The sequence below is a fragment of the Bradyrhizobium sp. LB8.2 genome, assembly GCF_040548035.1.
Classification (GTDB): domain Bacteria; phylum Pseudomonadota; class Alphaproteobacteria; order Rhizobiales; family Xanthobacteraceae; genus Bradyrhizobium.
Genome location: NZ_JBEPQV010000011.1, coordinates 20,688 through 47,579 on the forward strand (window position 1 = coordinate 20,688; position 26,892 = coordinate 47,579).

The following is a 26,892-nucleotide window of genomic DNA, read 5'->3' on the forward strand; positions in this document are numbered from 1 at the left end:
CTTCGCGGAGCATGACAGCGGTGTACGTCTCTTCAGCGCATCAATGCAAATGCAGCAGATGGGGCATCCACAGGCCGAGCGCCGTCATGAAGATGCCGGCCAGGGTCAAAACACCGGCGACATAGGCGAGCGCGATGATGCCGGTGATGATGGTGGCCGAGGCCAGCACGATGCCGATCTGGAAGGCGGCCGACGCCAGTTCGAAGTGATGGTATTTCGCGGTCGCCTCGTCGCGCTCGTGCTCGGCGTGCTTGGCCTTTTCGGCGAGCTGCTCGGTGCCTTCGCCGGTCTCCGGCTCGGAGCGATAGCGCGCCGCGGTCTTGGTCCAGTCGTCGATCTGCTTCTGCACCGTCGCCTTGATGGCGTCGTCGGTGGTGGCGCCGAGCGTGAGCTTGCCCTGCTCGGACGCGGTCAGCACCACGGTGCGGCGAACGCTCTTCGCCTGGAAGAACGCCCAGAGATTGGCGGCCTCGACGTTCTTGCTGATCGATTCGGTCTGGGCGCCCTTGCCGAGCGTCTCCGAGATCGCCAGGAACAGCGCCAGCACGGCGATCAGGAGGGCGATCTTCTTGTTCGAGCCGGACGCGTGCTCGGCATGCTCGGCATGCTCCATGCTTTCATGTGCGCTCATAAGTCCCTCCTGGCTCGGTTCCCCACGATTGACCGAACCGTTGTTCCGGCGCAAGCGCCAAGCGATCATTTGAGCGGATGCTTTAAGGGATTTTTTTGTCACGCGTCTTACGTTCAGCGCATGACTACAGCGGAATTCATCGCCTGGGCGCTTTGGCCGATCGTGGCCCTTTTCGTCGTCCTGCTGGCGGCGATCAGCCATCCCCGGCTGCGCCTCTACGTCATCGTGGCCGCGATCAGCGCGTTCTTCGTCTACTTCGTCCTCGGCCTTCTCTACTGGCGCAGCTCGATCGCGGGCGTCACGGATGCCTATCTGTTCGGCGTGATGTTCTCGCTGACTATGTTTGGATTGGCCCTGCGCAGGTTGATGAACGGCGGCCAGGGTTCGCCACGGCTTTCCAAGTGGAAGCTTGTGGTCGCCCTTGTGCTTGGTGCTGCCGGGACCTGGCTATTCGCCAGCACATTGTATTCGGACTATGCCGAGCCGCGCCTCGTGATTGAGGGGCGCGTGGAGAGCTTACGCGGGTCCGGCAAGCGAATCGCCGAACATCTTGCCGATATCGGGGGTCACACGGTGAAGGCGACGACGCCGGTCTATGACCGCCTCAAGTTCAAGCCCTATGTTCGCGCCGAGATCGGCCGCGGCTCGAACTACATCTTTGACATTGAGTATCTCGCCGACTGATGCCTCACCGCCGCGGATGCGCGCTGGCATAGACTTCCAGCAGCCGCTCGGAATCGATGCCGGTATAGATCTGCGTGGTCGAGAGCGAGGCATGGCCGAGCAATTCCTGAATTGCGCGCAGATCGCCGCCGCGTGACAACAGATGCGTCGCGAAGGAATGGCGGAGCGCGTGCGGCGTGGCGCTGTCGGGCAGGCCGAGCGCGCCGCGCAGCCGCTCCATCGCGAGCTGGATGATGCGCGGGCTCAAGGGCCCGCCGCGTGCGCCGACGAAGATCGGGCCTTCGGCCGGCAGCGGATACGGGCACATCGCGACGTACTCCTGCACGAGCGCGAGCACGTTCTGGAGCACCGGCACCATGCGGGTCTTGTTGCCCTTGCCGGTCACGATCAGCACGTCGCCCTCGCCGGGACGCGGCACCTCGCGGCGCGTCAGGCCAAGCGCTTCGGAGATACGCAGGCCTGATCCATACAGAAGCGCCATCACCGCGGCATCGCGCGCCAAAATCCAGGTCTCGCGATCCTCGCCGGCGCGTTCGTCGGCGTCCGCAAGACGTTTGGCGGACGCCATCGGCAACGGTTTTGGCAGGGTCTTGGCGACTTTCGGCGCGCGGATCGCCGAGAGTGCGCCGACCTTGCCCTTGCCTTCGCGTTCGAGAAAGCGGCCGAACGAGCGCAGGCCCGCGAGTGCGCGCATCAGCGAGCGGCCGGCAATATCGTCGGCGCGGCGCATCGCCATGAAGGCACGGATGTCGGTGGCCTCAAGGGCGGCGAAACGCTTGAGCGTGACGCGCTCGCCCCAATGGGCGCAGAGGAAATCCAGGCACTGCCGCAAGTCGCGGCTATAGGCTTCCAGCGTCTTCGGCGACAGCCGCCGCTCCGCGCCGAGATGCGACAGCCAGCGCGTCATCTCCTGCGCGATCGAGGGATCGGCGCTGGCGAGCTCGATTTGTGGGGCGGCCGCTTTGCTCATGCGCTCTGGACGTAATGATTCCACTCAGTATATCGCATCACACCCGTTTACTGTTCGCTAAGGCCTCCCCCAGGCGTTAGCTTCAAGGCCCCCAGGTTCCGATTCTCCCTCATGGATCATTCGTCGCGCAGCCAGACCGCCCCCGCCAACGCGACCCGCATGGTCGACGTGCTGGTGCCGGTCGCGCTCGACCAGACCTATTCCTACAAGGTGCCGCGCGGGATGGAGCTGAGGGCGGGCGATCTCGTCGGCGTGCCGCTCGGCCCGCGCGAGGTGATCGCGGTGGTCTGGGCCGAAAACGCCAATCCGGATCCGCGCCTGCACAACCGTCTCAAGGAGGTCAGCGAAAAGCTCGACATCCCGCCGTTGAAGCCCGAGCTGCGTTCCGTGGTCGATTGGGTCGCCAATTACACGCTGAGCCCGCGCGGCATGGTGCTGCGCATGTGCCTGCGAATGGGCGAGAACCTCGGCCCAGAGCGGGTGCGCGCCGGCGTGCGCCTGGTCGGTGATTCCCCGCGGCGGCTAACGCCGGCGCGGCAGCGCCTGATCGAGGTGCTGTCGGACCGGCTGCTGCACAGCAAATCGGAAGCCGCCAAAGAAGCCGGCGTTTCGGCCGGCGTGATCGACGGCCTCGTCGACGAAGGCACGCTGACGGTCGAGCCGATGCCGCCGCCTCCGCCGCCGCCGGCCCCCGATCCGGATTTCAGCCGGCCGGATTTCACACAGCTCCAGTGCATTGCTGTCGATACGATGCGCGCGCTCGCGGCCAACGGCACCTTCCACGTCGCGCTGCTCGACGGTGTCACCGGCTCGGGCAAGACCGAGGTTTACTTCGAAGCCGTGGCCGAGGCGATCCGCCGCGGAAGACAGTCGCTGATCCTGATGCCGGAGATCGCGCTGACCGGCCAGTTCCTCCACCGCTTCGCGCAGCGTTTTGGCGTGCGCCCCTTGGAATGGCATTCGGAGCTGACGCCGCGCACCCGCGCGCGCAATTGGGCGGCGATCTCCGAGGGCAGCGCGCCGGTCGTGGTCGGCGCGCGCTCGGCGCTGTTTCTCCCTTACGGCAATCTCGGCCTCATCGTCGTCGATGAAGAGCACGACCAGGCCTACAAGCAGGACGAGGGCGTCCATTATCACGCGCGCGACATGGCGGTGGTGCGCGCGCATATCGCAAAGGTCCCGATCGTGCTGGCCTCGGCGACGCCGTCGGTCGAATCCGAGGTCAATGCGCGCAAGAACCGCTATCAGCGCATCGCGCTGCCGTCGCGCTTCGGCGGTCAGCACATGCCGCATATCGAGGCCATCGACATGCGCCGCGAGCCGCCGGCGCGCGGCCGCTTCATCTCGCCGCGACTCGCTTCCGAGATCAAAATCGCGATCGAAAAGCGCGAGCAGGCGCTGCTGTTCCTCAATCGCCGCGGCTATGCGCCGCTGACGCTGTGCCGCGCCTGCGGTCATCGCTTCGCGTGCACCATCTGCGATGCCTGGCTGGTCGATCACCGCTTTCGCCAGCGGCTCGTCTGTCACCATTGCGGCTTCTCGATGCCGCGTCCGCAAACCTGCCCGCATTGTTCGGCGGAGGAATCGCTGGTCGCGGTCGGGCCCGGCGTCGAGCGCTTGCAGGAAGAGGCGGCCGCGCTATTCCCGGAAGCGCGCACCATGGTGCTGTCGAGCGATCTCATCACCTCGATCGAGACGATGCGCTCCGAACTGAATGACATCGCGGAGGGTCGCGTCGACATCATTATCGGCACGCAGCTCGTCGCCAAGGGCCACAATTTCCCGCGGCTCAATCTCGTCGGCGTGGTCGATGCGGATCTCGGCCTGTCCAATGGCGATCCGCGTGCGTCGGAACGCACCTGGCAATTGCTCAACCAGGTGATCGGCCGCGCCGGGCGCGAGCAGGGTCGCGGCGTCGGCTATCTGCAGACCCACCAGCCCGACCATCCCGTGATGAAGGCGCTGATCGCCTGCGACCGCGAGGCCTTCTACGACAGCGAGATCGACTTGCGCGAGCGCACGCTCTATCCGCCGTTCGGGCGGCTCGCGAGCCTGATCATTTCCGCCGGCGACCGACCGAGCGCCGAAGGATTTGGCCGCCGTCTCGTGGCGCTCGCGCCGCGCGACGAGCGCGTGGTGGTGCTGGGCCCGGCGGAAGCCCCGCTCGCGGTCATCAAAGGCCGCTACCGCTTCCGCATCCTGGTGAAATCGGCGCGCGGCTTCGACCTGTCGGATTATTTGCGCAACTGGCTTGCCGTGTGCCCGAAGCCGAAAGGCAATCAAAAGCTCGAAGTCGACGTCGATCCGCAGAGCTTTTTATAGGGACTACAAAACTCTCTCCCCGTCATTGCGAGCGCAGCGAAGCAATCCAGATTCTCTCCACGGAAGCCGTCTGGATTGCTTCGTCGCTGCGCTCCTCGCAATGACAAAAGGGATAAAACAAGCCCGCCGTCCCCCAAGACGGCGGGCTTGTTTCACCCGCGCTGATCCCGCTGCTCACACGTCCATGCGGACGATGACGGGAACTGCACTTGTGCGGTGAGGCGCTGTCGCGCCCTAGGAGACGACTTCCGCCGTGACGCGGCCGACGCCGGCACCGGTGAGGCCGATGGCCCGGGCAGCGCCCGTGGAGAGGTCAAGGACACGGCCGCGAATGAACGGTCCACGGTCGTTGATGGTGACGATGACGCTCGAGCCGCCATGGGTGACGCGCAGCTTGGTGCCGAACGGCAGCGAACGGTGCGCCGCGGTCATGGCGTTCTGGTTGAAGCGCTGGCCCGAGGCGGTCTTGCTGCCGGACTCGTTGCCGTAGAACGAAGCCATGCCGGAGAAGCTGCGGCCCGTGCCCGACGACGGCGTCATCGACGCATTGGCGCTGCGCCAGTCGGAGGTCGTGCTGGCATCGTTTTCGGCGTGGTGGCGGTGATGATGGTGAGAATACCGATGGTGATGCCGGGATTTTGCGGAAGCTTCGGTGGCAGTTCCACCGACGAGGAGTGTTGCGGCAACGAAAGCGATCGCCGTACGCGGCCGGGTCACAGAGCCCAGCATCTTCAAAGACAGCATTTAATGGTCCTAAGCTAGTATTGCCACATATGAGGCAAGTGGAGCCCTCGTAAGTTTGTGAGCGGGATGGCGTTTCGATTCCTAATGAGGCGTGAATTGGGCAGTAAATCCGTTCTATGTCCTCATGAAACATCTTGTTACTGTCGACCGGTATTCAGCTGATGTCCCGTAACCTTTGATTTTAATGTTTTGTTAACCTGCCAATTACTTAGAAATACTGTAAACGGAAGTCATCGCTTTCAGTGTTCAGAATTGGGTAAGTATTCGGCGAGTGAAGCCGGCGGGGCAGGAATCACGCCTCAGCGATCCGTGTTCATGGCCGCTATGCGCTCAGGGCAGGAACAAATGGGCGGGCATCGGCGCCAAGCGCGCGACAATTCCGTCAGGTGGCAAGTCGTCGTTGCGTCGTCTTGGACTGCGACGGACTGGCGAAAGAACGTCGTGCCTTTAATTTGGCGTCATGTTGCACGTGCGCGCCTGCTATGTTAGCAAAGCCGCGATTTTAACGAGCCCGGCACGTACCGTGCGGGGTCGAAAATCGAAGTCCCGCTTGAATTCCAAGGGCTTGGATCGCTTGGCGCCGCTTTGTGGCGACGGTTTTTCCCTTGCGAGTTTGACAGCAAAAAGAGCGCGTCTGTGGCTGCAGAAGATACGTCCGTTTCCGGTGTGTCGGGTCGTTATGCAACGGCCTTGTTTGAACTGGCCCGCGACCAGAAAGTGGTCGACGAGGTCAAAGCCGATCTCGACAAATTCGAGGGCTTGCTGAACGAAAGCGCCGATCTGACGCGCCTCGTCCGCAGCCCGGTGTTTGCGGCCGAAACGCAGTCCAGGGCCCTCTCGGCCGTGCTGGACAAGGCCGGCATCGCCGGCATCTCCGCCAATTTCCTCAAGGTTCTGACCGCCAACCGCCGCCTGTTCGCGGTGGCTGACGTCATCCGCGCCTACCGCGCCCTCGTCGCCAGGTTCAAGGGCGAGGTAACGGCCGACGTCACCGTGGCGGAAGCGCTCTCGAACAAGAATCTCGACGCCCTCAAGGTTGCCCTGAAGTCGGTGACCGGCAAGGACGTCGCGCTCAACGTGAAGGTCGACCCCTCGATCATCGGTGGCCTCGTGGTCAAGCTTGGCAGCCGTATGATCGATAGTTCGCTTCGCACCAAACTCAATTCGATCAAGCACGCGATGAAAGAGGCAGGCTGATGGACATCCGCGCCGCGGAAATTTCCGCGATCCTCAAGGACCAGATCAAGAATTTCGGCCAGGAAGCTGAAGTCTCCGAAGTCGGACAGGTGCTGTCCGTCGGTGACGGTATCGCTCGCGTCTTCGGTCTGGACAACGTCCAGGCCGGTGAAATGGTCGAGTTCGAGAACGGCACCCGCGGCATGGCGCTGAACCTCGAAACCGACAACGTCGGTATCGTTATTTTCGGCGCCGACCGTGAGATCAAGGAAGGCCAGACCGTCAAGCGCACCCGCGCCATCGTGGACGCGCCGGTCGGCAAGGGCCTGCTCGGCCGCGTCGTCGACGCGCTCGGCAACCCGATCGACGGCAAGGGCCCGATCCAGGCCGACAAGCGCATGCGCGTCGACGTCAAGGCGCCCGGCATCATTCCGCGCAAGTCGGTGAACGAGCCGATGGCGACCGGCCTCAAGGCGATCGACGCCCTGATCCCGATCGGCCGCGGCCAGCGCGAGCTGATCATCGGCGACCGTCAGACCGGCAAGACCGCGATCGCGCTCGACACCATCCTCAACCAGAAGCCGCTCAACGCGCAGCCGGACGAGAACATCAAGCTGTATTGCGTCTATGTCGCGATCGGCCAGAAGCGTTCGACCGTTGCCCAGTTCGTGAAGGTGCTGGAAGAGCAGGGCGCGCTCGAATACTCGATCATCGTCGCCGCCACCGCCTCCGATCCGGCGCCGATGCAGTACATCGCGCCGTTCACCGGCTGCACCATGGGCGAGTACTTCCGCGACAACGGCATGCACGCCGTCATCATCTATGACGATCTGTCCAAGCAGGCCGTCGCCTACCGCCAGATGTCGCTGCTGCTGCGCCGCCCGCCGGGCCGCGAAGCCTATCCTGGTGACGTGTTCTATCTGCACTCCCGCCTGCTCGAGCGCGCGGCGAAGCTGAACAAGGACCAGGGCTCCGGCTCGCTGACGGCGCTGCCGGTCATCGAAACCCAGGCCAACGACGTGTCGGCCTACATTCCGACCAACGTCATCTCGATCACCGACGGCCAGATCTTCCTGGAAACCGATCTGTTCTTCCAGGGCATCCGTCCTGCCGTGAACGTCGGTCTGTCGGTGTCGCGCGTCGGCTCCTCGGCGCAGACCAAGGCCACCAAGAAGGTCGCCGGCAAGATCAAGGGCGAGCTCGCGCAGTACCGCGAAATGGCGGCGTTCGCGCAGTTCGGCTCCGACCTCGACGCCTCGACCCAGCGCCTGCTCAACCGTGGTTCGCGCCTGACCGAGCTCCTGAAGCAGCCGCAGTTCGCGCCGCTGAAGATGGAAGAGCAGGTCTGCGTGATCTGGGCCGGCACCAACGGCTATCTCGATCCGCTCCCGGTCAACAAGGTGCGCGCGTTCGAGGACGGCCTGTTGTCGTTGCTGCGCGGCAAGAACGTCGAGATCCTCAATGCGATCCGCGACAGCCGCGATCTCTCCGACGACAGTGCTGCCAAGCTGAAGTCGGTGGTCGAAGGCTTCGCCAAGAGCTTTGCATAAGATAGCCGTCGCATGGCCGGGCTTCTTGTCCCGGCCGTCCGTGCCTCATCGCATGGCGGCGAAGACGTGAATGCCCGGGACTAGCCCGGGCATGACGACAGGGACAGGCTAACGGTCTGATCGCAAGAGATCGAACCGTCGGGGTGAACGAAGAATGGCCTCACTTAAAGACATGCGGGTTCGCATCGCCTCGACCAAGGCGACGCAGAAGATCACCAAGGCCATGCAGATGGTCGCCGCGTCCAGATTGCGCCGCGCCCAGCAAGCGGCCGAGGCGGCGCGGCCCTATGCCGACAAGATGAGCGCGGTAATCTCCAACATCGCCAGCGCCGCTGCGGGTTCGCCCGGCGCGCCGACGCTGCTGGCCGGCACCGGCAAGGACCAGATTCACCTGCTGCTGGTCTGCACCGGCGAGCGCGGCCTGTCCGGCGCTTTCAACTCCTCGATCGTGCGCCTCGCGCGCGAGCGCGCGCAGGCGCTGATTGCGCAGGGCAAGGAAGTCAAATTCTTCTGCGTCGGCCGCAAGGGTTATGAGCAGCTCCGTCGCCTGTTCGACAAGCAGATCGTCGAGCACCTCGACCTGCGCAGCGTTCGCCAGCTCGGCTTCGTCAACGCCGAGGACATCGCGAAGAAGGTTCTGGCGCGTTTCGACGCCGGCGAGTTCGACGTCTGCACGCTGTTCTACTCGCAGTTCAAGTCGGTGATTGCGCAAATCCCGACCGCGCAGCAGATCATTCCGCTGACTGTGGAAGCAAAGGCGGCGAACGCGCCGTCGACGTCCTACGACTACGAGCCGGAGGAGGACGAACTTCTCTCCGGCCTGTTGCCGCGCAATATCGCCGTGCAGATCTTCCGCGCGCTCCTGGAAAACAACGCTTCGTTCTACGGCGCGCAGATGAGCTCGATGGACAATGCCACCCGCAATGCCGGCGAAATGATCCGCAAGCAAACCCAGATCTATAACCGAACCCGTCAAGCCCAGATCACCAAGGAGCTGATCGAGATCATCTCCGGCGCCGAGGCGGTCTGACGCACGAACCAAACGACGGTCGTTCAAGTAAAGAATTTCGAAGGAGAGCTAATCATGGCCACAGCAGCTAACCAGGTCGGTCGCGTCACCCAGGTCATGGGCGCCGTCGTCGACGTTCAGTTCGAGGGCCACCTGCCGGCCATTCTCAATTCGCTGGAAACCAGGAACGGCAGCATCCGCCTCGTGTTGGAAGTCGCGCAGCATCTCGGTGAGTCCACCGTGCGCACGATCGCGATGGACGTGACCGAAGGTCTGGTGCGCGGCCAGGAAGTGACCGACACCGGCCAACCGATCGAGGTTCCGGTGGGCGCCGGCACGCTCGGCCGCATCATGAACGTCATCGGCGAGCCGATCGACGAAGCGGGCCCGATCCCGTCCGAAGGCAAGCGCGCCATCCACCAGGAAGCGCCGACCTACACCGACCAGGCCACCGAGGCCGAGATTCTCGTCACCGGCATCAAGGTCGTCGACTTGCTCGCGCCTTACGCCAAGGGCGGCAAGATCGGCCTGTTCGGCGGCGCAGGCGTCGGTAAGACCGTGCTCATTCAGGAGCTGATCAACAACGTCGCCAAAGCGCACGGCGGCAATTCGGTGTTCGCCGGCGTCGGCGAGCGCACCCGCGAAGGCAACGACCTCTATCACGAGTTCATCGAATCCAAGGTCAACGCCGACCCGCACAATCCCGACCCGAGCGTGAAGTCGAAATGCGCGCTGGTGTTCGGCCAGATGAACGAGCCGCCCGGTGCCCGCATGCGCGTCGCGCTGTCCGGCCTGACAGTCGCCGAGCACTTCCGCGACCAGGGCCAGGACGTGCTGTTCTTCATCGACAATATTTTCCGCTTCACTCAGGCAGGCTCGGAAGTGTCGGCGCTGCTCGGCCGTATTCCCAGCGCCGTGGGCTATCAGCCGACGTTGGCAACCGACATGGGCGCGCTGCAGGAGCGCATCACCACCACAAACAAGGGCTCGATCACCTCGGTGCAGGCGATCTACGTGCCGGCCGACGACTTGACCGACCCGGCGCCGGCGACGTCGTTCGCGCATTTGGACGCCACCACGGTGCTGAACCGTGCGATCTCGGAAAAGGGCATCTATCCGGCGGTCGATCCGCTCGACTCGACCTCGCGCATGCTGCAGGCGAATATTGTCGGCGAAGAGCACTATACGACCGCGCGCATGGTCCAGCAGGTGCTGCAGCGCTACAAGTCGCTCCAGGACATCATCGCCATCCTCGGCATGGACGAGCTTTCGGAAGAGGACAAGCTGACGGTGGCCCGCGCCCGCAAGATCGAGCGTTTCCTGTCGCAGCCGTTCCACGTCGCCGAAATTTTCACCGGCGCGCCCGGCAAGTTCGTCGACCTCGCGGACACCATCAAGGGCTTCCGCGGTCTCTGCGAAGGCAAGTATGACCACCTCCCGGAAGCCGCCTTCTACATGGTCGGCACCATCGAAGAGGCGCTCGAGAAGGGCAAGAAGCTGGCGGCTGAGGCGGCCTAAGCTGCGAACGGCGAGTAGGGAGTAGCGAATGGTCTCGCTGCTCCCGCTCCATTCGCTATTCGCTACTCACCATTCGCAGGTTTCCCATGGCCACCTTCCACTTCGATCTCGTCTCGCCGGAAAAGCTCGCATTCTCGGGTGAGGTCGACCAGGTCGACATCCCCGGCGTCGAGGGTGACTTCGGCGTGCTGGCGGGACATGCGCCGGTCGTGGCTGCGATCCGGCCCGGCATTCTCACCATCACCACCGGCGGCAAGCACGAGAAGATCATCGTGCTCGGCGGTCTCGCCGAAGTCTCCGAAAAGGGCCTCACCGTGCTCGCCGACGTCGCGACGTCGCTGGCCGAGCTCGACCGTGCCCAGTTCGCCGCGACCGTCTCGGAGATGGAAGAAGGTTTGAAGGAGCACGAAGGCAGCGAGCTCGATCAGGCCATCGCGCGGCTCGACCATTTCAAGAGCATCCAGCAGCAGCTCAACAGCACGGCTATGCACTAAGCCCCGGCGCATCGCACCGGGGCTCAAGCTACAAATTCCTGAACAAGTTCAGCGCTCGTCACGGAAGTGGCGGGCGCTGAAACTTTGTTGCACCGCGCCACCGATAGCGGCATTCTGCGCTGGCGAATTTTGTTCCGGGGCGGGCAGCAGATGAAACGCAAGATCGCAGCGATTTTCGCGGCCGATATTGCCGGTTACTCAAGGCTGGTCGCGGAAGACGAGGAGGAGACGCTGCGGCGTATGGCCTCCTATCGTGAGGTCGTCGACGATTTCATCGCGAAGGCCGGCGGACGCATCTTCAACACGGCAGGCGACGCCGTGCTCGCGGAATTTCCAAGCGCCGTCGATGCGGTGCGCTGCGCGATCGACATCCAGGAATCCCTGCGAACCCGCAACATGGCCTATCCGCCGAGCCGGCAGATGTCGTTCCGCATCGGCATCACCATCGGCGACGTGGTTGAGCGCGACGGCGATCTGCTCGGTGATGGCGTCAATATCGCCGCCCGGCTCGAGGGCCTCGCCGAGGTCGGTGGCATCTGCGTCTCCCGCGCCGTACACGAGCAGGTCGCCAACAAGCTGTCGGTGCAATTCGCCGATATCGGCGCGCAGGAGGTTAAGAACATCCCGACGCCCGTGCACGCCTACATGGTGGCGATGCGGCGCGTGGACGGCAGTTACGCAACGCCGCAGATCAAGAAGGTGGCGAAAGTAGCGCCCGCGCTGAATTGGATGTGGCCGCTGGTGGTCGGTGTCGTCTCCGTCGTCGCGATTGCTGTCGGCGGCTTTCTCTATTTCACCAAGCTCGAGACCAACAAGGTGTCGGCCATCGCAGCGATCGCGCCAGGCCCTGCATCAAGCCCGATGCCCATGCCGGCACCATCCGCCTCGCCGATGGTCGGCAAGTTTCCTGCCGACAGCGTGCCCTTCATCGGCGAGCGCATCCGCGGCTACCTCGGTGGCGAATATTCCGCCGCCGGCGACTACAAGGCCTTTGCGCTGAACGTCGGCGGCGTCACCGGCTCCGCGCTCAATCAGCCGAACGAGGAAGCCGCGCGCAACGCCGCGCTCGATCAGTGTCAGAAGCGGGCGGATGCCGCGCAGTCGCCGCGGCCCTGCGAGCTCTATGCGGTCGGCAACAATGTCGTCTACACGCACGGCAAGCCGCCGATGCCGCCGCAGCCCTTTATCCGGCACGATCCAATGACCGAGCGCGCCTTCGTCCCAAAGGACTTTCCGATGGTGCGCGATCCCGCAAAAGTCCGGCTCGAGAACATGTTCGTCCCCGCGGCGAAATCCCGCTCGGTCGCGCTCGGCCCGGGCGGTCAATATTTCATGGTGATGGGCGCATCATCCGCCGACGATGCTGCGCGGCGCTCCGTGGAATCGTGCGGCGCGATCGCCGGCGTCGCCTGCATGGTCGTTGCGGTCGACGAGAATTTCGTCGTGCCGATCCCGACCCTGCTCAGGATCACCGGCTTCTTCCATGCGGCGGCCAATGCCTCGATCGCCACAGATGCGCGCGACGAGGTCGTGCGCAAGCTCGCCGATGGCATGGGCTGGAACGCAGTCGCGGTCGGCACCGCGGGCCGGCCGGGCGTCGGCCTGAAGGCCGCGGACGAGCAGACCGCCGTCAATTCCGCGCTCGCCGACTGCGCCAGGCGCGACAGCGATTGCCACGTGATCGCGATCGGCCCGTTTACGGTGGGACCGGTGAATTAGGCGTGTGCTGATTAGGCCCGATCGTTGACGCTTGCGAGACGCGCTCCCTCGCTCGCTCGCGGGGGAGGGCTGGGGAGAGGGTGCATCTACAAAGAGACAGTCCCTAAACGGAGAAAGCCCTCACCCGGCACTTCGGGCCGACCTCTCCCGCAAGCGGGAGAGGCTGAGCGAGCCCGTGGCTGGTGGTGCGGTCATCCATGCCCGTCCTAAGCGCTGGAATGCGCTCTGCAACGACACCGGCTTGTTCTAACGTTTTTAGTTTGTGAAGGGCGCAAACTGCTGCGCGACCGCGCGGTAGACCTCGCGGCGGAACGGGACCACGACATCGGGGACACGGTCGAGCCGCTCCCAGCGCCAGGCGTCGAACTCCGCGGGCTGGTCGTTGCGCGGTGTCAACGGATCGATCTCGTCATCCTTGCCGGTGAAGCGCAGGGCGAACCATTTTTGGCGTTGCCCGCGGAATTTCGCCAGCCGATGCGTCTGCGGTCCATCGTAAGGCGGGAATTCGTAAGTCAGCCAGTCGGTCTCGCCGAGATAGGCTGCGCTCTTGACGCTGGTCTCTTCCCAGAGCTCGCGCAGCGCCGCATCGCGCAGATCCTCGCCCTCGTCGACACCGCCTTGCGGCATTTGCCAATCGAGGCCCGGCAGGATGATCTCGGGTCCGTCGCCCTTGAAGCGATGCCCGATCAGCACCCGGCCGTCGGCATTGAACAGCGCGATACCCACGTTGGGGCGATAAGGCTTTTGATCGGTCACGTGCGGATCTCTCGTCGTCATTCCAGGCGTTGCATTAGCATCAACCTGGAATGGCGACTTGAACTAATCCTCCGCCAGCGCGGAAAATTCCTTCACTACGCGCTCATAGACCGGGCGCTTGAACGGGACGATCAACCCGGTCAGGTTCTTCATCGGCTCCCAGCGCCAGTTCACGAACTCGGCCTTGTGGCCGCCGCCGGGCTTTTCGACGTTGATCTCGCTGTCCTTGCCGGTGAAGCGGACCGCGAACCATTTCTGGCGCTGGCCGCGATAGCGACCCTTCCACGCGCGGCCCGCAACAGTGCGTGGAATGTCGTAAGTGAGCCAGTCCGGAACCTCGCCGAGCCGCTCGACCGAGCGCACGCTGGTCTCCTCGTAGAGCTCGCGCCTGGCGGCGTCCCAATTGTCCTCGCCGGGATCGACGCCGCCCTGCGGCATCTGCCAGACATGGGTGTCGTCGACATGCTCGATGCCGCCGGCGCGGCGGCCGATGAACACCAGGCCTTGCTTGTTGATCAGCATCACGCCGACGCAGGTCCGGTAGGGCAGATCCTCGTAACGCGCCATTCCGCCAGGCCTCTCGCATGCTGTCGGTAAGGCTTGATCCGGCCCCGCAGGACCCGCGCCGTACCAATCCGTTGATTTAGCTGGATTTTGATTTCAGCATCGCGGTTGTCAATGGCACCAAAAGGATACCTCGGTCGCTCAATGTCTTGGTCCAGGCGCCGATGCGCTCGATCGAGACCGGGAGGGCGGAGGCGGTGCCCACGGCCGCGCCGCGCTCGCGCGCCGCCGCTTCGAGCTTGTTCAGGGCGCGGTCGATCTCGGCCGGGGTCGGCACCACGTCGATCGCGATGTCACCCTTGCCGAACGGCATCGCCTGGCTTGCCGCGGCCTGGGGCGCGATGCTGCGGGGCGAGGAGCCGTCGTCGAAGAAGCCGAGGCCACGTTTGGCCGCCTCGCGGATGATCGGCTGCATCGCCGGCTCCGTGGCGATGAAGCGGGCCCCCATGAAATTGGTGAGGCCGGCATAGCCCTGCATCCGGCTCAGATGCCAGTACAGGCGGTCCATGTTCTGGTCGGCACTCAGCGAGGTCAGCAGCGTCTGCGGTCCCGGATCGTTGTCGGGGAAGTCGTAGGGCTCCATCGGGATCTGGAGGAAGATCTCGTGGCGCTGGGCGCGGGCCCGCTCGGCGAGTTTTCCTGGATCGGAACCATAAGGCGTGAAGGCCAGCGTCACCGCCGCCGGCAGCCTCATGATGGCATCGGTGGTCTTGGCTGCGCCGACGCCGAGGCCGCCAATCAGGATCGCAACCACGGGCATCTTGGCGGCCTTGGCGCGGTCGGCATCCGCCGCATAGACGTTGAAGGGTTTCAGATCCCCGGCAACCACGGGGATCATGCCGTAGCGTGATTTCTCAAGGAGTTTTGGGTCGATCCCGGTCATGACGGGCGGCGGTGCGGAGGCCGCTCCGCCCTTGTCGGCGGGATCGCTGCCGCCGATCACCACGTCCTGGCGCGTGCCGGTGGAACCGTCGATCATGGTGACGGTCTTCTGCTCGCCCGCCTGCTTCGGCGCTTCCCTGGTCTCGTGCTTGCTTTCCTGTTTGCTTTCCTGGCCGTGGCCGGAAGCGGCCGGCTTCTCGTCGCTGGCCTTGTCCGTGGCTTGGGGCTCGCGGATCGCGAGCCGCGTCATCGGCTCGCCGCCGAGCGGATCCTTGTTGAAGATGGCGAAGCCGGCAAAAGCGACCAGGAACAGGCCGAGCAGCATCGCAAGCGCCTGCATGGCCGTGAACGGCAGCCGCCGCCGGTGTTTCCGGCGCGGCTTATCCTGTCCGAGCGGGGCGCTCAGATCATCGGCCGTTTCAGTCATGCGCGATCCCGAATCACTCACCCATGACGATACCACGGCGGGGTCAAGCGGCGGCAGGCCGGGATAGGCCGGGGGTGTCTGGCGTTCCACGCAAAAAGGGCGGCTCCGTGAGCCGCCCTTTCCGTCAGATCGCGATGCGCCGACCTAGTTTGCCGCTTTGGGCTTGTCGGCCGTGGTCTTGTTGTCGCCGCCCGGCGTGGGCGCCGCGGAGGCGCTGTTCTTGATGCCATGGAGCAAATCGTCGGCGAGCTTGAGCGCCTTGTCGTCCTTGGCGTCCGGCGGCACGTAGGACTGCGACCCGGTCTTCTCGTCGCCGTCGTTCTTGAGATGGCCGCGCAGCGAAGCCTCCCCCTTGGTGTCGGTGCGCGACTTCAGTTCGTCCGGCACGTCCTGCAGCACTTCGATGTCGGGCACGATGCCCTTGGCCTGGATCGATTTGCCCGACGGCGTGTAGTAGCGCGCCGTGGTCAGACGCAGCGCGCCGTTGCCCGAGCCGAGCGGAATGATGGTCTGCACCGAGCCCTTGCCGAACGAACGCGTGCCGACGATGGTCGCGCGCTTGTGGTCCTGCAGCGCGCCGGCGACGATCTCCGACGCCGAGGCCGAGCCGCCATTGACCAGCACGATGACCGGCTTGCCCTTGGTGAGGTCACCCGCATGCGCGGTACGGCGCTGGGTCTCATCGGCGTTGCGGCCGCGGGTCGAGACGATTTCGCCCTTCTCCAGGAAGGAGTCGGAGACGGTGACCGCTTCCTCGAGCAGGCCGCCCGGGTTGTTGCGGAGGTCGATGACGTAGCCCTTCAGCTTGTCGCCGATCTGATTCGAGAGGTTGGCGACCTCGCGCTTCAGGCCTTCGGTGGTCTGCTCGTTGAAGGTGGTGATGCGGATATAGGCGATGTCGTCGGCCTCGATGCGGGCGCGCACCGAGCGGACGCGGATGTTGTCGCGCACCAGCGTGACGTCGATCGGATTGTCCTGGCCCTTGCGGATGATCTTGAGCTTGATCTTGGTGTTGACCGGGCCGCGCATCTTCTCGACCGCCTGGTTCAGGGTCAGGCCCTGCACCGCTTCGTCGTCGAGACTGGTGATGATGTCGTTGGCCATGACGCCGGCGCGCGAGGCAGGCGTGTCGTCGATTGGCGAGACCACCTTGATCAGGCCGTCTTCCATCGTGACTTCGATGCCGAGGCCGCCGAACTCACCGCGGGTCTGCACCTGCATGTCGCGGAAGCTCTTGGCGTCCATGTAGCTCGAATGCGGATCGAGTCCGGTGAGCATGCCGCTGATGGCTGATTCGATCAGCTTGGTGTCGTCGGGCTTCTCGACATAGTCCGAGCGCACGCGCTCGAAGACGTCGCCGAAAAGGTTGAGCTGGCGATAGGTGTCCGCGGTGGCGGCCCGTGCGCTGGAGCCCATGAAGACCGCGCGCGGCTGGGTCACGAACAGCGTCAGCGCCGCACCGGTGGCCGCGCTGAGGAGGATAACTGAAGTCTTGCGCATCATCCGCGAACCTTCTCGCCTTCATTTGCGGCCCACCATGGGCCTGGATCGATTGGAGTGCCGTCTTTGCGGAACTCGACATACAGCACAGGTTGACTCGCGTTCGTGGCGAGAATGGAGGCGACTTGAGAGGTCGACCCCATGGACGCGACAGGCTCCCCCGTGAGGACAAACTGTCCGATGTTTACCGAAATGCGCTCCATCCCGGCGATCAGGACATGATACCCGCCCCCGGCATTGAGGATCAAGAGTTGTCCATAGCTGCGGAACGGGCCGGCATAGACCACCCAGCCGTCACACGGCGTCGTGACCTGGGAGCCGGGCTTACTTGCCAGCGAAATGCCCTTTTGGACCCCGCCGAGCCCGTCGGAACCGCCAAAATCCCTGATCTTGTTACCGTTAACCGGAAGAGGCAGGAGGCCCTTGGCGGCGGCGAAGGCCATCGCGGGAGTGGTCCGGGACCGGTCCTTGAAAGCGCCGGGGCCGGGTTTGGCGTTGGCGGCGGCCTTTGCCTCGGCCTGCTTGGCGGCCTCAGCTGCCTTCTCGGCTGCCTTTGCGGCGCTTTGCAGCTCCTGCTCCATCTTGGCGATCAGCCCCTGGAGATCGCCGACCTGCCTTGAGAGCGTGATGGCGCGCGAGTTCTCGGCGTCCAGGTCCTTTTCACGCGACGCCTGCTGGCGCTGCCGCTCGTCAACCAAGGCGGTGAGCCGGGTCTGGTCGTTGCGGACCTTGTCGCGGTCGGAGGCGAGCTGGTCGCGTTCGGTCGCGATGGTCTTGCGCAAGGACACGAGCTCGCCGAGCTCGCCGGCGATCTTCTCGGCGCGGCCGCGCAATTCCGGCACGACGGCGCCGAGCAGCATCGCCGTGCGCAGCGATTGCAGCGCGTCCTCGGGCCGCACCAGCAGCGCCGGCGGCGACCGCCTTCCGGCGCGCTGCAAGGCCGCCAGCACCTCGACGATGTCGGCGCGGCGCGAATCGAGCGAGCTGCGCATCGCCTGCTCGCGGCCGTTCAGCGAACGCAGCCGCGCTTCGGCTTCGTCGATCTTGGTCTCGACGGTGCGCACATTGGCGGCGGTGTCGATCAATTGCTGATTGAGCTGGGTGCGGTCCTGGCCGAGCGAGGTGATCTCGGTCTTGAGCTTGGCCTGCGCTTCCTCCGCGCTCTTCTTGCTTGCGCGGGCGGCCTCGAGCTCCTGCTCGCGCTGCTTGATCGCATCGGGCGAGATGGCCGCAGCCTGCGGCGCAATTGTTTGACCTTGCGTCTGAGCTTGCGCGAGGCTTGCGCCGGTCACGCCGGCGATCAGCAGCAGGTTGAGAATCGGCGCTCGCATCGCTTTAGGCAAAGGTGCTCGTTGTAGCGCGCATCATGCGCGGTGATAGGGGTGGCCGGCCAGAATGGTGGCGGCCCGATAAAGCTGTTCCAGAAGCATGACGCGGACCATTTGATGCGGCCAGGTCGCAGAGCCGAACGCGATCGCGAGCTTAGCCTTACGGCGCAATTCGGGCGAAAGTCCGTCCGCCCCTCCGATCATGAAGATAGTATGACCGGCCCCCTCGTCGCGCCAGCGGCCGAGATGCCGTGCGAATACGGTGGAATCCAGATTCTGGCCGCGCTCGTCCAGCGCCACCAGGATCGATTTCTCGGGAATATGCGCGGAGATCGCCGCGGCCTCTTCGGCCATCCGCGTCGCCGTGTCGCGTGCGCGGCTTTCGGGCAATTCGTGGATGGCGAGCTCGCGGAATCCGAGCTTTCGGCCGACCTCGTCGAATCGTTCGAAATAGCGGTCGGCAAGCTCCCGTTCGGGACCCTGCTTCAGCCGGCCCACCGCAATGACAGCAACACGCATGATAGCTTCAAGGTAGCGTTTTCAAGACCGCGCGCAAATTGCGCGCGCACGACGCTAGCATGCGCGTCAGCCGATTCGAAATCGGCCAGAGCCTCTAGATCGCCTTCGCCGCCCCTGGGCCCTGCGTGTACAATCTCTCGAGATTGTAGAACTCGCGGACCTCGGGTCTGAACACGTGAACGATCACATCGCCGGAATCGATCAGCACCCAGTCGCAATTGGGCAAGCCCTCGACGTGGATGTTCTTGATGCCGTTTTCCTTGAGGCCTTTGGCGACGTTCTCCGCGATCGCGCCGACGTGCCGGTTGGCCCGGCCGGTGGTGACGATCATGTAGTCGGAGTAGGCCGATTTGCCGCGAAGGTCGATGGTGACCGTCTCTTCCGCCTTCATGTCGTCGAGGCGGGAGAGGATCAGGCTCAGCGTCTTGTCGGCGTCGGGTTGCGCCTTCAAGGCTGCAGCTTTGGTCGATGTTTTACGCGCCGGCTTGGCAACCTTGGGTAAAACAGACTTCGTCGAAGCTGACTTGGACAATACAGATGTGGCCAGGGACCATTCCTTTCACTGTATCGCGAACGCCGAATCCGACGCTCACTGGTTACACTACATCATGTGGGGTTAAGGGTTTCAATATGCCAGAGAGCCCGAAGTTGACAACGACCTCCGCAGAGTCTGACTCACTTCGTACCTTTCCAGCTTCCGTCCGGGTTCCGTAAGCCGGTCGAAGAGAGATTCAGCTTCATTCCGGTCAGGAAGACCCACGCCGGCGCAGCCCGGTCCGCAAGCAATGCTGCCTCATTCTCGGGCACGCGGTAGCGCTTGAGCGCCTGGGCGGCGGGAGAGGCGAGCGCGCGAAAACTCTGCGGTGGGCGATCGATGACCGCAATCGGCACCTGGCCGGCGATGCGCTGCCAGTGCTGCCAACGATGGAATTGAGCGAGGTTGTCGGCGCCCATGATCCAGACAAAGCGCAGGCCGGAGAGACGGCGGCGCAAGGTGTTGATGGTGTCGATAGTATAGCGCGTGCGAATGACGGATTCGAGACAGCTCACCTCGATCCTGGGGTCGTCGGCAATTTCGCGCGCCGCCTGCATGCGCCGGCCGAGCTCATGCAGCGTGCCGTTCTCCTTCAGCGGATTGCCTGGCGTCACCAACCACCAGACGCGATCGAGCTGAAGGCGTTTCAGCGCGAACTGGCTGATCGCGCGATGGGCCTGGTGCGGCGGATTGAACGAGCCGCCGAGCAGCCCGATGCGCATGCCCGAAGTGTGGGTTGGTATGGCCTGCGCGAAGGAACGTGGCGCGACGAAATTGTTGCTCAATGCCCCGCGCCCCGCGTCGTTTACGGCCGCGTCTGCCCGGTGCCGTGGATGCGATACTTGAAGCTCGTCAGCTGCTCCGCCCCAACCGGGCCGCGGGCATGGAATCTGCCGGTGGCGATGCCGATCTCGGCGCCGAAGCCGAACTCGCCGCCGTCGGCGAACTGCGTCGAAGCGTTGTGCAGCACGATCGCGGAATCGACCTCGCTCAGGAATTTCTTCGCAGCGGTCTCGTCCGCGCTCACGATCGCATCGGTATGGTGCGAGCCGTGGTTCTGGATATGCGCGATCGCGCCGTCGACGCCGTCCACCACCTTCGCCGCGATGATCGCGTCGAGATATTCAGTGTCCCAATCCTCCGCGCTCGCAGCCTTGACGCGCGCATCGGTCTTCTGCACGGCGTCGTCGCCGCGTACTTCGCAGCCCGCCTCGATCAGCATCTCGACCAGCGGCTTCAGCTTTGTGCCGGCAGCAGCGCGATCGACCAGCAGCGTCTCGGCCGCGCCGCAGACGCCGGTGCGGCGCATCTTGGCGTTGAGCACGATCGACTTCGCCATGGCGAGGTCGGCGCTGGCATCGATATAGACGTGGTTGACGCCCTCGAGATGCGCGAACACCGGCACGCGCGCTTCCTGCTCGACGCGCGCGACGAGGCTCTTGCCTCCGCGCGGCACGATCACGTCGACGGCGCCGTTCAATCCCGACAGCATCATGCCGACCGCCGTGCGGTCGCGCGTCGGCACCAACGTGATCGCGGCTTCGGGGAGGCCGGCTTCACGCAGGCCCTGCACCAGGCATTCATGGATGGCGCGGCAGGAGCGAAAACTGTCGGAGCCGCCGCGCAGGATCACGGCATTGCCGGACTTCAGGCACAGCACGCCGGCGTCCGCCGCAACGTTCGGCCGGCTCTCGAAAATCACGCCGACGACGCCGAGCGGCACGCGTACGCGCTCGATGGTCATGCCGTTCGGCCGTTGCCAGCTCTCGGTGACGATGCCGACCGGATCGGCAATGCCGCGCACGATGCCGATCCCCTCGGCCATGCCCTCGACCCGCGCCGGCGTCAGCGTCAGGCGGTCGATGAAGGAGGAGGTGGCGTTGCCGGAGGCGCGGGCATCAGTGACGTCCTCGGCGTTGGCGGCGAGGATCGCGGCAGAGTTCGCGCGGATCGCCCGCTCCATGGCTTCGAGCGCCCGGTTCTTCTGCTCCGGCGGCGCCAGCGCCAGCACGCGCGCTGCAGCGCGGGCACGGGTACCGAGATCGGTCATCAGCGCCTGAAGATCGGCATTGCCGTCGATGGCTTTGAGGGGGGCGGCCATAGCTCGTTCAACCTTCTGCTAAGGCGGTGTCCTAGCACGGAAATCCCGCTTTTGCGAAGGGTCGGGAGGGTATGGCAGGGCTTCACGTGCCGGACGACAGCTCGGTCAATGGCCTAGCTCCGGCATCATGGCAGGGCTTGCCGGCCATCCACGCCTCGGCCGTCGCCTGCAAGAACGTGGATGCCTGCCGGTCTACCCGCCCATCACCAGATCGTCGCGGTGGATCATCTCTGACCGCCCGCTGATGCCGAGGATGGCCATCACGTCCGGGGAAGAGCGGCCCTTGATCCGCTCGGCGTCGTCGGCATCGTAGGCGATCAGGCCGCGGCCGACCTCGCTGGTGTCGGGGCCTCGGACGATCACGGCGTCGCCGCGGGCGAACTGGCCCTCGACCTTGATCACGCCGGCCGGCAGCAGGCTGGCGCCGGCACGTAGCGCGGCGACTGCGCCGGCGTCGATGGTCAGCGTGCCCTTCGGTTCCAGCGAACCCGCGATCCAGCGTTTTCGCGAGGTGATGGGATTGGCGGGCGTCAGGAACCAGGTGCAGCGGCTGCCATCGGCGATTGCCTGCAAGGGATGCTCGATCTTGCCGGAGGCGATCAGCATATGCGTGCCGCCGGTGGTGGCGATCTTCGCCGCCTCGACCTTGGTGCGCATGCCACCGCGGGAGAGTTCGGACTCGGCGTCGCCGGCGACAGCCTCGATCTCCGACGAGATGCTGTCGACGACGGGAATGAGCTTGGCGTTCGGATTGTTCTTCGGCGGGGCATCGTAGAGCCCGTCGATATCGGACAGCAGCACCAGCAGATCCGCGCTCGCCATGGTGGCGACGCGCGCGGCGAGGCGGTCGTTGTCGCCGTAGCGGATCTCGTTGGTGGCGACCGTGTCGTTCTCGTTGATCACGGGGATCGCGCGCCACTCGAGGAGCTTGCCGATGGTGGAGCGCGCGTTGAGATAGCGGCGGCGCTCCTCGGTGTCCTGAAGCGTCACCAAAATCTGGCCGGCGCCGATGCCGTGGGCACCGAGCACCTCCGACCAGATCCGCGCCAGCGCGATCTGGCCGACGGCTGCCGCGGCCTGGCTCTCCTCCAGCTTCAGCGGGCCGCGCGGCAGTTTGAGCCGGCTGCGGCCGAGCGCGATTGAGCCCGAGGAGACCACGAGCACGTCACGGCCCTCGCCGTGCAGCTTGGCCATGTCGTCGGCGAGTGCGGCGAGCCAGGACGCCCGCACCTCGCCCCTGTCGGAATCGACCAGCAGCGCGGAGCCGACCTTGACGACGATGCGGCGGAATTGACTGAGTTCGGGGCTGGCCATGAGTGTATGTGTTGGCGCGTGTGACGGATTGCTCTGCATCGGACACGGCGGAGCGGAGAGCGGCGCCGGTAAGGCCTGCTTTTGCAGCAGGACGATGGCCGGCGCAAGGCGGCAGGCCCGGTAAACGCCGCTTGTCGGGGGCGCCTGTCTGGCTCTAATTGTCGCCAACGATAATGGGCTCAAAGAGGAAACCAATGGATCGCCGCAACTTCATCGCCGGATGCCTGGGGTTGCCGCTGCTGGCACAAGCGGGCGGGTCGCAAGCGCAGGCCGGGCTGACGAAAATGATCTTCCCGTTCGCGGCGGGAGCGGGCGGCGACACGCTGTGCCGGCTGATCGCGCAGGAGATGGCGCCGGCGCTGCAGCGGACCATCGTGGTCGAGAACCGCACCGGCGGCGACGGCCTGATCGGCATCAAGGCGGTGAAGGGGGCCAGCCCCGACGGCAGCATGGTGCTGGTGACGACCGGCCCCACGATGTACCTGCTGCCGATGGTGGAGGCGACGCCGAGCTTCGATACTGCAAAGGATTTCGTCCCAGTATCGCTGCTGGCCCGGTTCGAATTCGCCGTCGTGATCGGCCCGGGGATCGATGCCGCCGACTTCAAGGGATTTGTCGGCTGGTTGAAGACGCATCCGGACAAGACGTCGTTCGGCGTGCCGAGCAATGGCACCATTCCGCATTTCATGGGCTCCAAGCTCGAGAAGGATCTCGGCATTCCCATGACGCGGGTGCCCTATCGGGGCAGCGCGCCCATCCTCAATGACATCATCGGCGGCCACATCTCGTTCGGCATCACCACATTGGCCGACGCGCTGCCGCAGCATCGCGCCAAGGGCGTGAAGATCATCGCGGTCGCGAGTGCGGAACGCTCGCCGTTCGCGCCCACCGTCCCGACGCTGAAGGAGAGCGGCATCGATCTCGTCGCGGACGCCTGGTACGGCATGTGGCTTCCCGCCGGCAGCTCGCCGGAATTCGCAAGCAAGCTCGGCGCGGCCGCAAGCGCCGCGCTCGCCAAGCCCGAGGTGAAGGAGAAGCTGACAGCCATTGGACTGATCCCGGTTGGCAGCAGTGCGGATGGCTTGACCAAGGAGCTCGCCGCGAACACCGCCTTCTGGCAGCCGATCGTCAAGGCGACGGGGTACAAGATCGAGAATTGAGAAGCGTAGCGCGATTTCTCCCCTCATCCTGAGGAGCGCGCTCTTTGCGCGCGTCTCGAAGGATGCAGGCCGAGGTGCGAGAGCCGGGCCTGCATGGTTCGAGACGGCGCTTCGCGCCTCCTCACCATGAGGATTACAACTTCGCGCGCTGTTCGATGCCGTCCTTGATCGACGCGAGTTCTTTCTCGTCCCAGATGCCGATCAGGATGCCGCCCTTCACCTGAAGCTGGTTGTCGGCATAGTTCGCGATCTTCTCGCGGGGTGTGGTGATGTGGTCGTTGGGATGCAGCGCCCAGTCGAACAATTCCGCCTGTAATCGCGCGATGATGCCGGCGCACTCCGGGTCGTCGCCGCGATCCAGAAACTCTTCCGGATCGGTTTCGAGGTCATACAGCATCGGGCGGAAGCCGGAGGCATGGATGTATTTCCAGCGGCCGTCGAACACCATGAACAGGCGGCAGCGTTCGATCGGCTGGTTCAATTTCAGCCGGACATCCTGCATGGAATAGTCGTATTCGGAGAAGGCGACCTTGCGCCAGTCGGATGGAGTCGGCCCGCGCAGCAGCGGCAGCAGCGAGCGTCCTTCGAGGATGTGGCCCGGCACCTTGCCGCCGAAATAATCGACGAAGGTCGGCGCGAGATCGATGGCTTCGACCAGCGCGTCACTGCGCGTGCCGCGCGTCGCGCCGGCTTTCTTCGAGGGATCGATGATGATCAGCGGAATCTTGGCCGACTGCTCGTGGAACAGATCCTTCTCGCCCATCCAGTGATCGCCGAGATAGTCGCCGTGATCGGAGGTGAACACGATCATGGTGGATTCCACGAGATCGCGCTCCTCCAGAAACTTCATCAGCACACCCATCTGGTCGTCGATCTGGGTGATCAGGCCCATATAGGTCGGGATCACTTTCTCGCGGGCCTCGTCGCGCGCCATGTTGCGGGAGTAGCGCATGTCCATATAGGCGCCGAACACCGGATGCGGATTCTGGCGCTCGCGCTCGGAGCGGATCACCGGGATCATGTCATCCGGCGAATACATGCTGGCGTAAGGTTCGGGCGCGATGTAGGGCCAGTGCGGCTTGATGTAGGAAAGATGCAGGCACCACGGCTTGCCGTCGGTTTCGGCCTCGCTGATGAAGTCCATCGCGCGGCGCGTCATGTAGGGCGTCTCGGAATGTTCGTCCGGCACGCGCGCGGCCTTGTCGGCATGCACGAGCAGCCAGCCGTTTTGCAAGGAGCCGTCTTCCGCCGCACCTGAATTGGCCCAATGCTCCCAGGGATTGGTCGCTTCAAAACCCTGCTGGCGCAGATATTCGTCGTATCTCGGACGCGGACGGCCGGTCGGATGCAGGCCGTCGTCGCGTTCATAAGGCTCGAACCCGCATTCGGCGACGTGCACGCCGATCACCGATTCCGGCGGGATGCCGAGCGCCTTCATGCCTTCGAGATCGGGTGCCATGTGGGTCTTGCCGACTAGCACGTTGCGTACGCCGAGCTTCTTGAGGTGATCGCCGAGGGTGGGCTCGCCGACGCGCAACGGCCAGCCGTTCCAGTGCGAGCCGTGCGAGCGCATGTAGCGCCCGGTGTAAAACGACATCCGCGAGGGGCCGCAGATCGGCGACTGCACATAGGCCTTGCTGAACAGCACGCCGCGCTTCGCCATGGCGTCGATGTTTGGTGTCTTCAGCGTGGGATGGCCGGTGCAGCCGAGATAGTCATAGCGAAGCTGGTCGCACATGATCCAGAGAACGTTCTTCGCGCGCGCCATGCGTCATCCCCGCCGTGTCTTGATTGTTCGATGCTGCGCTATGGCGTCAGCGAAGACAAGCAGGGGGGGATCAGGTCGACCGGATCAGACCGACCAGATCAAACTGACCACGGCTCGGCTTCGGCCGCGCTCTTCGCCTTGGCGGAGACCGGGCTTTCGCCGATCACATCCGCCAATGCGCGCAACGCTTCCTTCACGCCGTCGCCGGTGACGGCGGAGAGCAGCAGCGGCGTCTTCTTGGCGGCGCGCTTCAGCCGGTCCTTCTGCTTCTTCAACTCGTCCGGCTCGACCGCGTCGATCTTGTTCAGCGCCACGATCTCGATCTTGTCGGTGAGCTGCCCGGCATAGGCGTCCAGCTCCGTTCGCACCGTTTTGTAGGCCTTGCCGGCATGCTCGCAAGTCGCATCGACGAGATGCAGCAGCACGCGGCAGCGCTCGACATGGGCAAGAAAGCGGTCGCCGAGACCCACACCTTCATGCGCGCCTTCGATCAGACCGGGGATGTCCGCCAGCACGAATTCGCGGCCATCGGCATTCACGACGCCGAGCTGCGGATGCAGCGTGGTGAAAGGATAGTCGGCGATCTTCGGCTTGGCCGCGCTGACTTTGGCGAGGAAGGTCGATTTGCCGGCATTGGGCAGGCCGACGAGGCCGGCATCCGCGATCAGCTTCAGCCGCAGCCAGATCCAGCGCTCTTCGCCGGGCTGGCCGGGATTGGCATTGCGCGGCGCGCGGTTGGTCGAGGTCTTGAAATGCGCGTTGCCGAAGCCGCCATTGCCGCCCTCGGCCAGCACGAATTTTTCGCCGACATTGGTGAAATCGTGGATCATGGTCTCGCGATCCTCGTCGAAGATCTGCGTGCCCATGGGAACCTTCAGCACGATCGCCTTGCCATTGGCGCCATGGCGGTCCGAGCCTGCGCCGTTCTCGCCCTTCTGGGCCTTGAAGTGCTGCTGGTAGCGATAGTCGATCAGCGTGTTCAGGCCGTCTGCGACCTCGATGATGACATTGCCGCCGCGGCCGCCATTGCCGCCGGAGGGACCGCCGAATTCAATGAATTTTTCGCGGCGGAACGCCACGCAGCCGTTTCCGCCGTCACCGGAGCGGATATAGACCTTTGCTTCGTCGAGGAATTTCATCGGCCATAGGTAGGCCAGCCGGTCCCGCGCGGCAACCCGGATGGACCCGCAAATCGGCCGAAATTCGGCGATTTATGGGCCT

The 26,892-nt window shown here is 64.5% G+C and carries 24 protein-coding genes; 9 read left to right on the forward strand and 15 right to left on the reverse strand.

The features are described 5' to 3' along the window. Positions 1-40: 40 nt before the first annotated feature. Positions 41-631: a DUF4337 domain-containing protein gene (locus ABIB06_RS15600; protein WP_247444070.1), complete on the reverse strand. Its 591-nt coding sequence runs from the start codon at positions 629-631 to the stop codon at positions 41-43. Between the two features lie 120 nt (positions 632-751). On the opposite strand from ABIB06_RS15600, the gene ABIB06_RS15605 reads away from it, so the two are divergent. Then, positions 752-1,315 carry a hypothetical protein gene (locus ABIB06_RS15605; RefSeq protein ID WP_247444069.1) on the forward strand — a complete coding sequence of 188 codons (564 nt, stop codon included), beginning with the start codon at positions 752-754 and terminating at the stop codon, positions 1,313-1,315. Between the two features lie 4 nt (positions 1,316-1,319). On the opposite strand, the gene ABIB06_RS15610 is transcribed toward ABIB06_RS15605, so the two are convergent. Further along, complete coding sequence (locus tag ABIB06_RS15610; RefSeq protein WP_247344385.1) at positions 1,320-2,285, reverse strand: tyrosine recombinase XerC; 966 nt, start codon at positions 2,283-2,285, stop codon at positions 1,320-1,322. Between the two features lie 111 nt (positions 2,286-2,396). Between ABIB06_RS15610 and ABIB06_RS15615 the strand changes: the two genes are divergently transcribed. Further along, complete coding sequence (locus ABIB06_RS15615) at positions 2,397-4,607, forward strand: primosomal protein N' (RefSeq protein WP_354049752.1); 2,211 nt, start codon at positions 2,397-2,399, stop codon at positions 4,605-4,607. Between the two features lie 234 nt (positions 4,608-4,841). Here ABIB06_RS15615 and ABIB06_RS15620 read toward each other — a convergent pair whose 3' ends face one another. Continuing rightward, positions 4,842-5,351: a septal ring lytic transglycosylase RlpA family protein gene (locus ABIB06_RS15620; protein WP_247339432.1), complete on the reverse strand. Its 510-nt coding sequence runs from the start codon at positions 5,349-5,351 to the stop codon at positions 4,842-4,844. Positions 5,352-5,987: 636 nt separating this feature from the next. Between ABIB06_RS15620 and ABIB06_RS15625 the strand changes: the two genes are divergently transcribed. The 6 genes from ABIB06_RS15625 to ABIB06_RS15650 all read left to right on the forward strand — a co-directional run bounded on the left by ABIB06_RS15625 (position 5,988) and on the right by ABIB06_RS15650 (position 12,817). Next, positions 5,988-6,548 (forward strand): F0F1 ATP synthase subunit delta, encoded by a 561-nt coding sequence (locus ABIB06_RS15625; protein WP_247339434.1) that lies wholly within the window; start codon positions 5,988-5,990, stop codon positions 6,546-6,548. Continuing rightward, positions 6,548-8,077: a F0F1 ATP synthase subunit alpha gene (gene atpA, locus ABIB06_RS15630; protein WP_247339437.1), complete on the forward strand. Its 1,530-nt coding sequence runs from the start codon at positions 6,548-6,550 to the stop codon at positions 8,075-8,077. The genes ABIB06_RS15625 and atpA overlap by 1 nt, the downstream gene beginning before the upstream one ends. A 154-nt stretch (positions 8,078-8,231) precedes the next feature. Next, a complete protein-coding gene (locus tag ABIB06_RS15635) occupies positions 8,232-9,107 on the forward strand; it encodes a F0F1 ATP synthase subunit gamma (RefSeq protein WP_354049751.1) in 876 nt (291 codons plus the stop codon). Between the two features lie 54 nt (positions 9,108-9,161). Beyond that, positions 9,162-10,604, forward strand: coding sequence for a F0F1 ATP synthase subunit beta (gene atpD, locus ABIB06_RS15640; protein ID WP_247339443.1), 1,443 nt, complete (start codon positions 9,162-9,164; stop codon positions 10,602-10,604). 86 nt (positions 10,605-10,690) lie between these two features. Continuing rightward, a complete protein-coding gene (locus tag ABIB06_RS15645; protein ID WP_247339445.1) occupies positions 10,691-11,098 on the forward strand; it encodes a F0F1 ATP synthase subunit epsilon in 408 nt (135 codons plus the stop codon). Between the two features lie 150 nt (positions 11,099-11,248). Next, the gene (locus ABIB06_RS15650) at positions 11,249-12,817 is read left to right on the forward strand and encodes an adenylate/guanylate cyclase domain-containing protein (protein ID WP_354049750.1); all 1,569 of its coding nucleotides are present in this window, start codon (positions 11,249-11,251) and stop codon (positions 12,815-12,817) included. A 255-nt stretch (positions 12,818-13,072) separates the two neighbouring features. Here ABIB06_RS15650 and ABIB06_RS15655 read toward each other — a convergent pair whose 3' ends face one another. From ABIB06_RS15655 to proB, 10 genes are all read right to left on the reverse strand, one after another. Next, positions 13,073-13,573 (reverse strand): RNA pyrophosphohydrolase, encoded by a 501-nt coding sequence (locus ABIB06_RS15655; protein ID WP_354049749.1) that lies wholly within the window; start codon positions 13,571-13,573, stop codon positions 13,073-13,075. Between the two features lie 63 nt (positions 13,574-13,636). Continuing rightward, complete coding sequence (locus tag ABIB06_RS15660; protein ID WP_247339447.1) at positions 13,637-14,140, reverse strand: RNA pyrophosphohydrolase; 504 nt, start codon at positions 14,138-14,140, stop codon at positions 13,637-13,639. 76 nt (positions 14,141-14,216) lie between these two features. Next, positions 14,217-15,446, reverse strand: a complete 1,230-nt coding sequence (locus ABIB06_RS15665) for a divergent polysaccharide deacetylase family protein (protein WP_354049748.1) — start codon at positions 15,444-15,446, stop codon at positions 14,217-14,219. 144 nt (positions 15,447-15,590) lie between these two features. Further along, the gene (locus ABIB06_RS15670; RefSeq protein WP_247444063.1) at positions 15,591-16,949 is read right to left on the reverse strand and encodes a S41 family peptidase; all 1,359 of its coding nucleotides are present in this window, start codon (positions 16,947-16,949) and stop codon (positions 15,591-15,593) included. Further along, positions 16,946-18,277: a murein hydrolase activator EnvC family protein gene (locus tag ABIB06_RS15675; RefSeq protein ID WP_354049747.1), complete on the reverse strand. Its 1,332-nt coding sequence runs from the start codon at positions 18,275-18,277 to the stop codon at positions 16,946-16,948. Before ABIB06_RS15675 ends, ABIB06_RS15670 begins: the two co-directional genes overlap by 4 nt. 33 nt (positions 18,278-18,310) lie before the next feature. Beyond that, positions 18,311-18,793 (reverse strand): 23S rRNA (pseudouridine(1915)-N(3))-methyltransferase RlmH, encoded by a 483-nt coding sequence (rlmH, locus tag ABIB06_RS15680; RefSeq protein ID WP_247444061.1) that lies wholly within the window; start codon positions 18,791-18,793, stop codon positions 18,311-18,313. 94 nt (positions 18,794-18,887) lie between these two features. Next, positions 18,888-19,244: a ribosome silencing factor gene (rsfS, locus tag ABIB06_RS15685; RefSeq protein WP_247339456.1), complete on the reverse strand. Its 357-nt coding sequence runs from the start codon at positions 19,242-19,244 to the stop codon at positions 18,888-18,890. Positions 19,245-19,468: 224 nt separating this feature from the next. After that, positions 19,469-20,113: a nicotinate-nucleotide adenylyltransferase gene (locus ABIB06_RS15690; protein ID WP_247444060.1), complete on the reverse strand. Its 645-nt coding sequence runs from the start codon at positions 20,111-20,113 to the stop codon at positions 19,469-19,471. 20 nt (positions 20,114-20,133) lie between these two features. Then, positions 20,134-21,429, reverse strand: coding sequence for a glutamate-5-semialdehyde dehydrogenase (locus tag ABIB06_RS15695; RefSeq protein WP_354049746.1), 1,296 nt, complete (start codon positions 21,427-21,429; stop codon positions 20,134-20,136). 192 nt (positions 21,430-21,621) lie between these two features. Next, positions 21,622-22,743 (reverse strand): glutamate 5-kinase, encoded by a 1,122-nt coding sequence (gene proB, locus ABIB06_RS15700; protein WP_247339465.1) that lies wholly within the window; start codon positions 22,741-22,743, stop codon positions 21,622-21,624. Positions 22,744-22,937: 194 nt separating this feature from the next. On the opposite strand from proB, the gene ABIB06_RS15705 reads away from it, so the two are divergent. Further along, positions 22,938-23,903: a Bug family tripartite tricarboxylate transporter substrate binding protein gene (locus ABIB06_RS15705; RefSeq protein ID WP_354049745.1), complete on the forward strand. Its 966-nt coding sequence runs from the start codon at positions 22,938-22,940 to the stop codon at positions 23,901-23,903. A 133-nt stretch (positions 23,904-24,036) separates the two neighbouring features. Here ABIB06_RS15705 and ABIB06_RS15710 read toward each other — a convergent pair whose 3' ends face one another. Together ABIB06_RS15710 and obgE are read right to left on the reverse strand one after the other, a co-directional pair. Continuing rightward, positions 24,037-25,671 (reverse strand): alkaline phosphatase family protein, encoded by a 1,635-nt coding sequence (locus ABIB06_RS15710; RefSeq protein ID WP_354049744.1) that lies wholly within the window; start codon positions 25,669-25,671, stop codon positions 24,037-24,039. Positions 25,672-25,769: 98 nt separating this feature from the next. Beyond that, a complete protein-coding gene (gene obgE / locus ABIB06_RS15715; protein WP_354049743.1) occupies positions 25,770-26,810 on the reverse strand; it encodes a GTPase ObgE in 1,041 nt (346 codons plus the stop codon). Positions 26,811-26,892: the final 82 nt, after the last annotated feature.

Coding starts and splice junctions, on each gene's coding strand:
- ABIB06_RS15600 (WP_247444070.1), bottom strand. CDS start 631: ATGAGCGCACATGAAAGCATGGAGCATGCCGAGCATGCCGAGCACGCG.
- ABIB06_RS15605 (WP_247444069.1), top strand. CDS start 752: ATGACTACAGCGGAATTCATCGCCTGGGCGCTTTGGCCGATCGTGGCC.
- ABIB06_RS15610 (WP_247344385.1), bottom strand. CDS start 2,285: ATGAGCAAAGCGGCCGCCCCACAAATCGAGCTCGCCAGCGCCGATCCC.
- ABIB06_RS15615 (WP_354049752.1), top strand. CDS start 2,397: ATGGATCATTCGTCGCGCAGCCAGACCGCCCCCGCCAACGCGACCCGC.
- ABIB06_RS15620 (WP_247339432.1), bottom strand. CDS start 5,351: ATGCTGTCTTTGAAGATGCTGGGCTCTGTGACCCGGCCGCGTACGGCG.
- atpA (WP_247339437.1), top strand. CDS start 6,548: ATGGACATCCGCGCCGCGGAAATTTCCGCGATCCTCAAGGACCAGATC.
- ABIB06_RS15635 (WP_354049751.1), top strand. CDS start 8,232: ATGGCCTCACTTAAAGACATGCGGGTTCGCATCGCCTCGACCAAGGCG.
- atpD (WP_247339443.1), top strand. CDS start 9,162: ATGGCCACAGCAGCTAACCAGGTCGGTCGCGTCACCCAGGTCATGGGC.
- ABIB06_RS15645 (WP_247339445.1), top strand. CDS start 10,691: ATGGCCACCTTCCACTTCGATCTCGTCTCGCCGGAAAAGCTCGCATTC.
- ABIB06_RS15650 (WP_354049750.1), top strand. CDS start 11,249: ATGAAACGCAAGATCGCAGCGATTTTCGCGGCCGATATTGCCGGTTAC.
- ABIB06_RS15660 (WP_247339447.1), bottom strand. CDS start 14,140: ATGGCGCGTTACGAGGATCTGCCCTACCGGACCTGCGTCGGCGTGATG.
- ABIB06_RS15665 (WP_354049748.1), bottom strand. CDS start 15,446: ATGACTGAAACGGCCGATGATCTGAGCGCCCCGCTCGGACAGGATAAG.
- ABIB06_RS15670 (WP_247444063.1), bottom strand. CDS start 16,949: ATGATGCGCAAGACTTCAGTTATCCTCCTCAGCGCGGCCACCGGTGCG.
- ABIB06_RS15675 (WP_354049747.1), bottom strand. CDS start 18,277: ATGCGAGCGCCGATTCTCAACCTGCTGCTGATCGCCGGCGTGACCGGC.
- rlmH (WP_247444061.1), bottom strand. CDS start 18,793: ATGCGTGTTGCTGTCATTGCGGTGGGCCGGCTGAAGCAGGGTCCCGAA.
- ABIB06_RS15695 (WP_354049746.1), bottom strand. CDS start 21,429: ATGGCCGCCCCCCTCAAAGCCATCGACGGCAATGCCGATCTTCAGGCG.
- proB (WP_247339465.1), bottom strand. CDS start 22,743: ATGGCCAGCCCCGAACTCAGTCAATTCCGCCGCATCGTCGTCAAGGTC.
- ABIB06_RS15705 (WP_354049745.1), top strand. CDS start 22,938: ATGGATCGCCGCAACTTCATCGCCGGATGCCTGGGGTTGCCGCTGCTG.
- ABIB06_RS15710 (WP_354049744.1), bottom strand. CDS start 25,671: ATGGCGCGCGCGAAGAACGTTCTCTGGATCATGTGCGACCAGCTTCGC.
- obgE (WP_354049743.1), bottom strand. CDS start 26,810: ATGAAATTCCTCGACGAAGCAAAGGTCTATATCCGCTCCGGTGACGGC.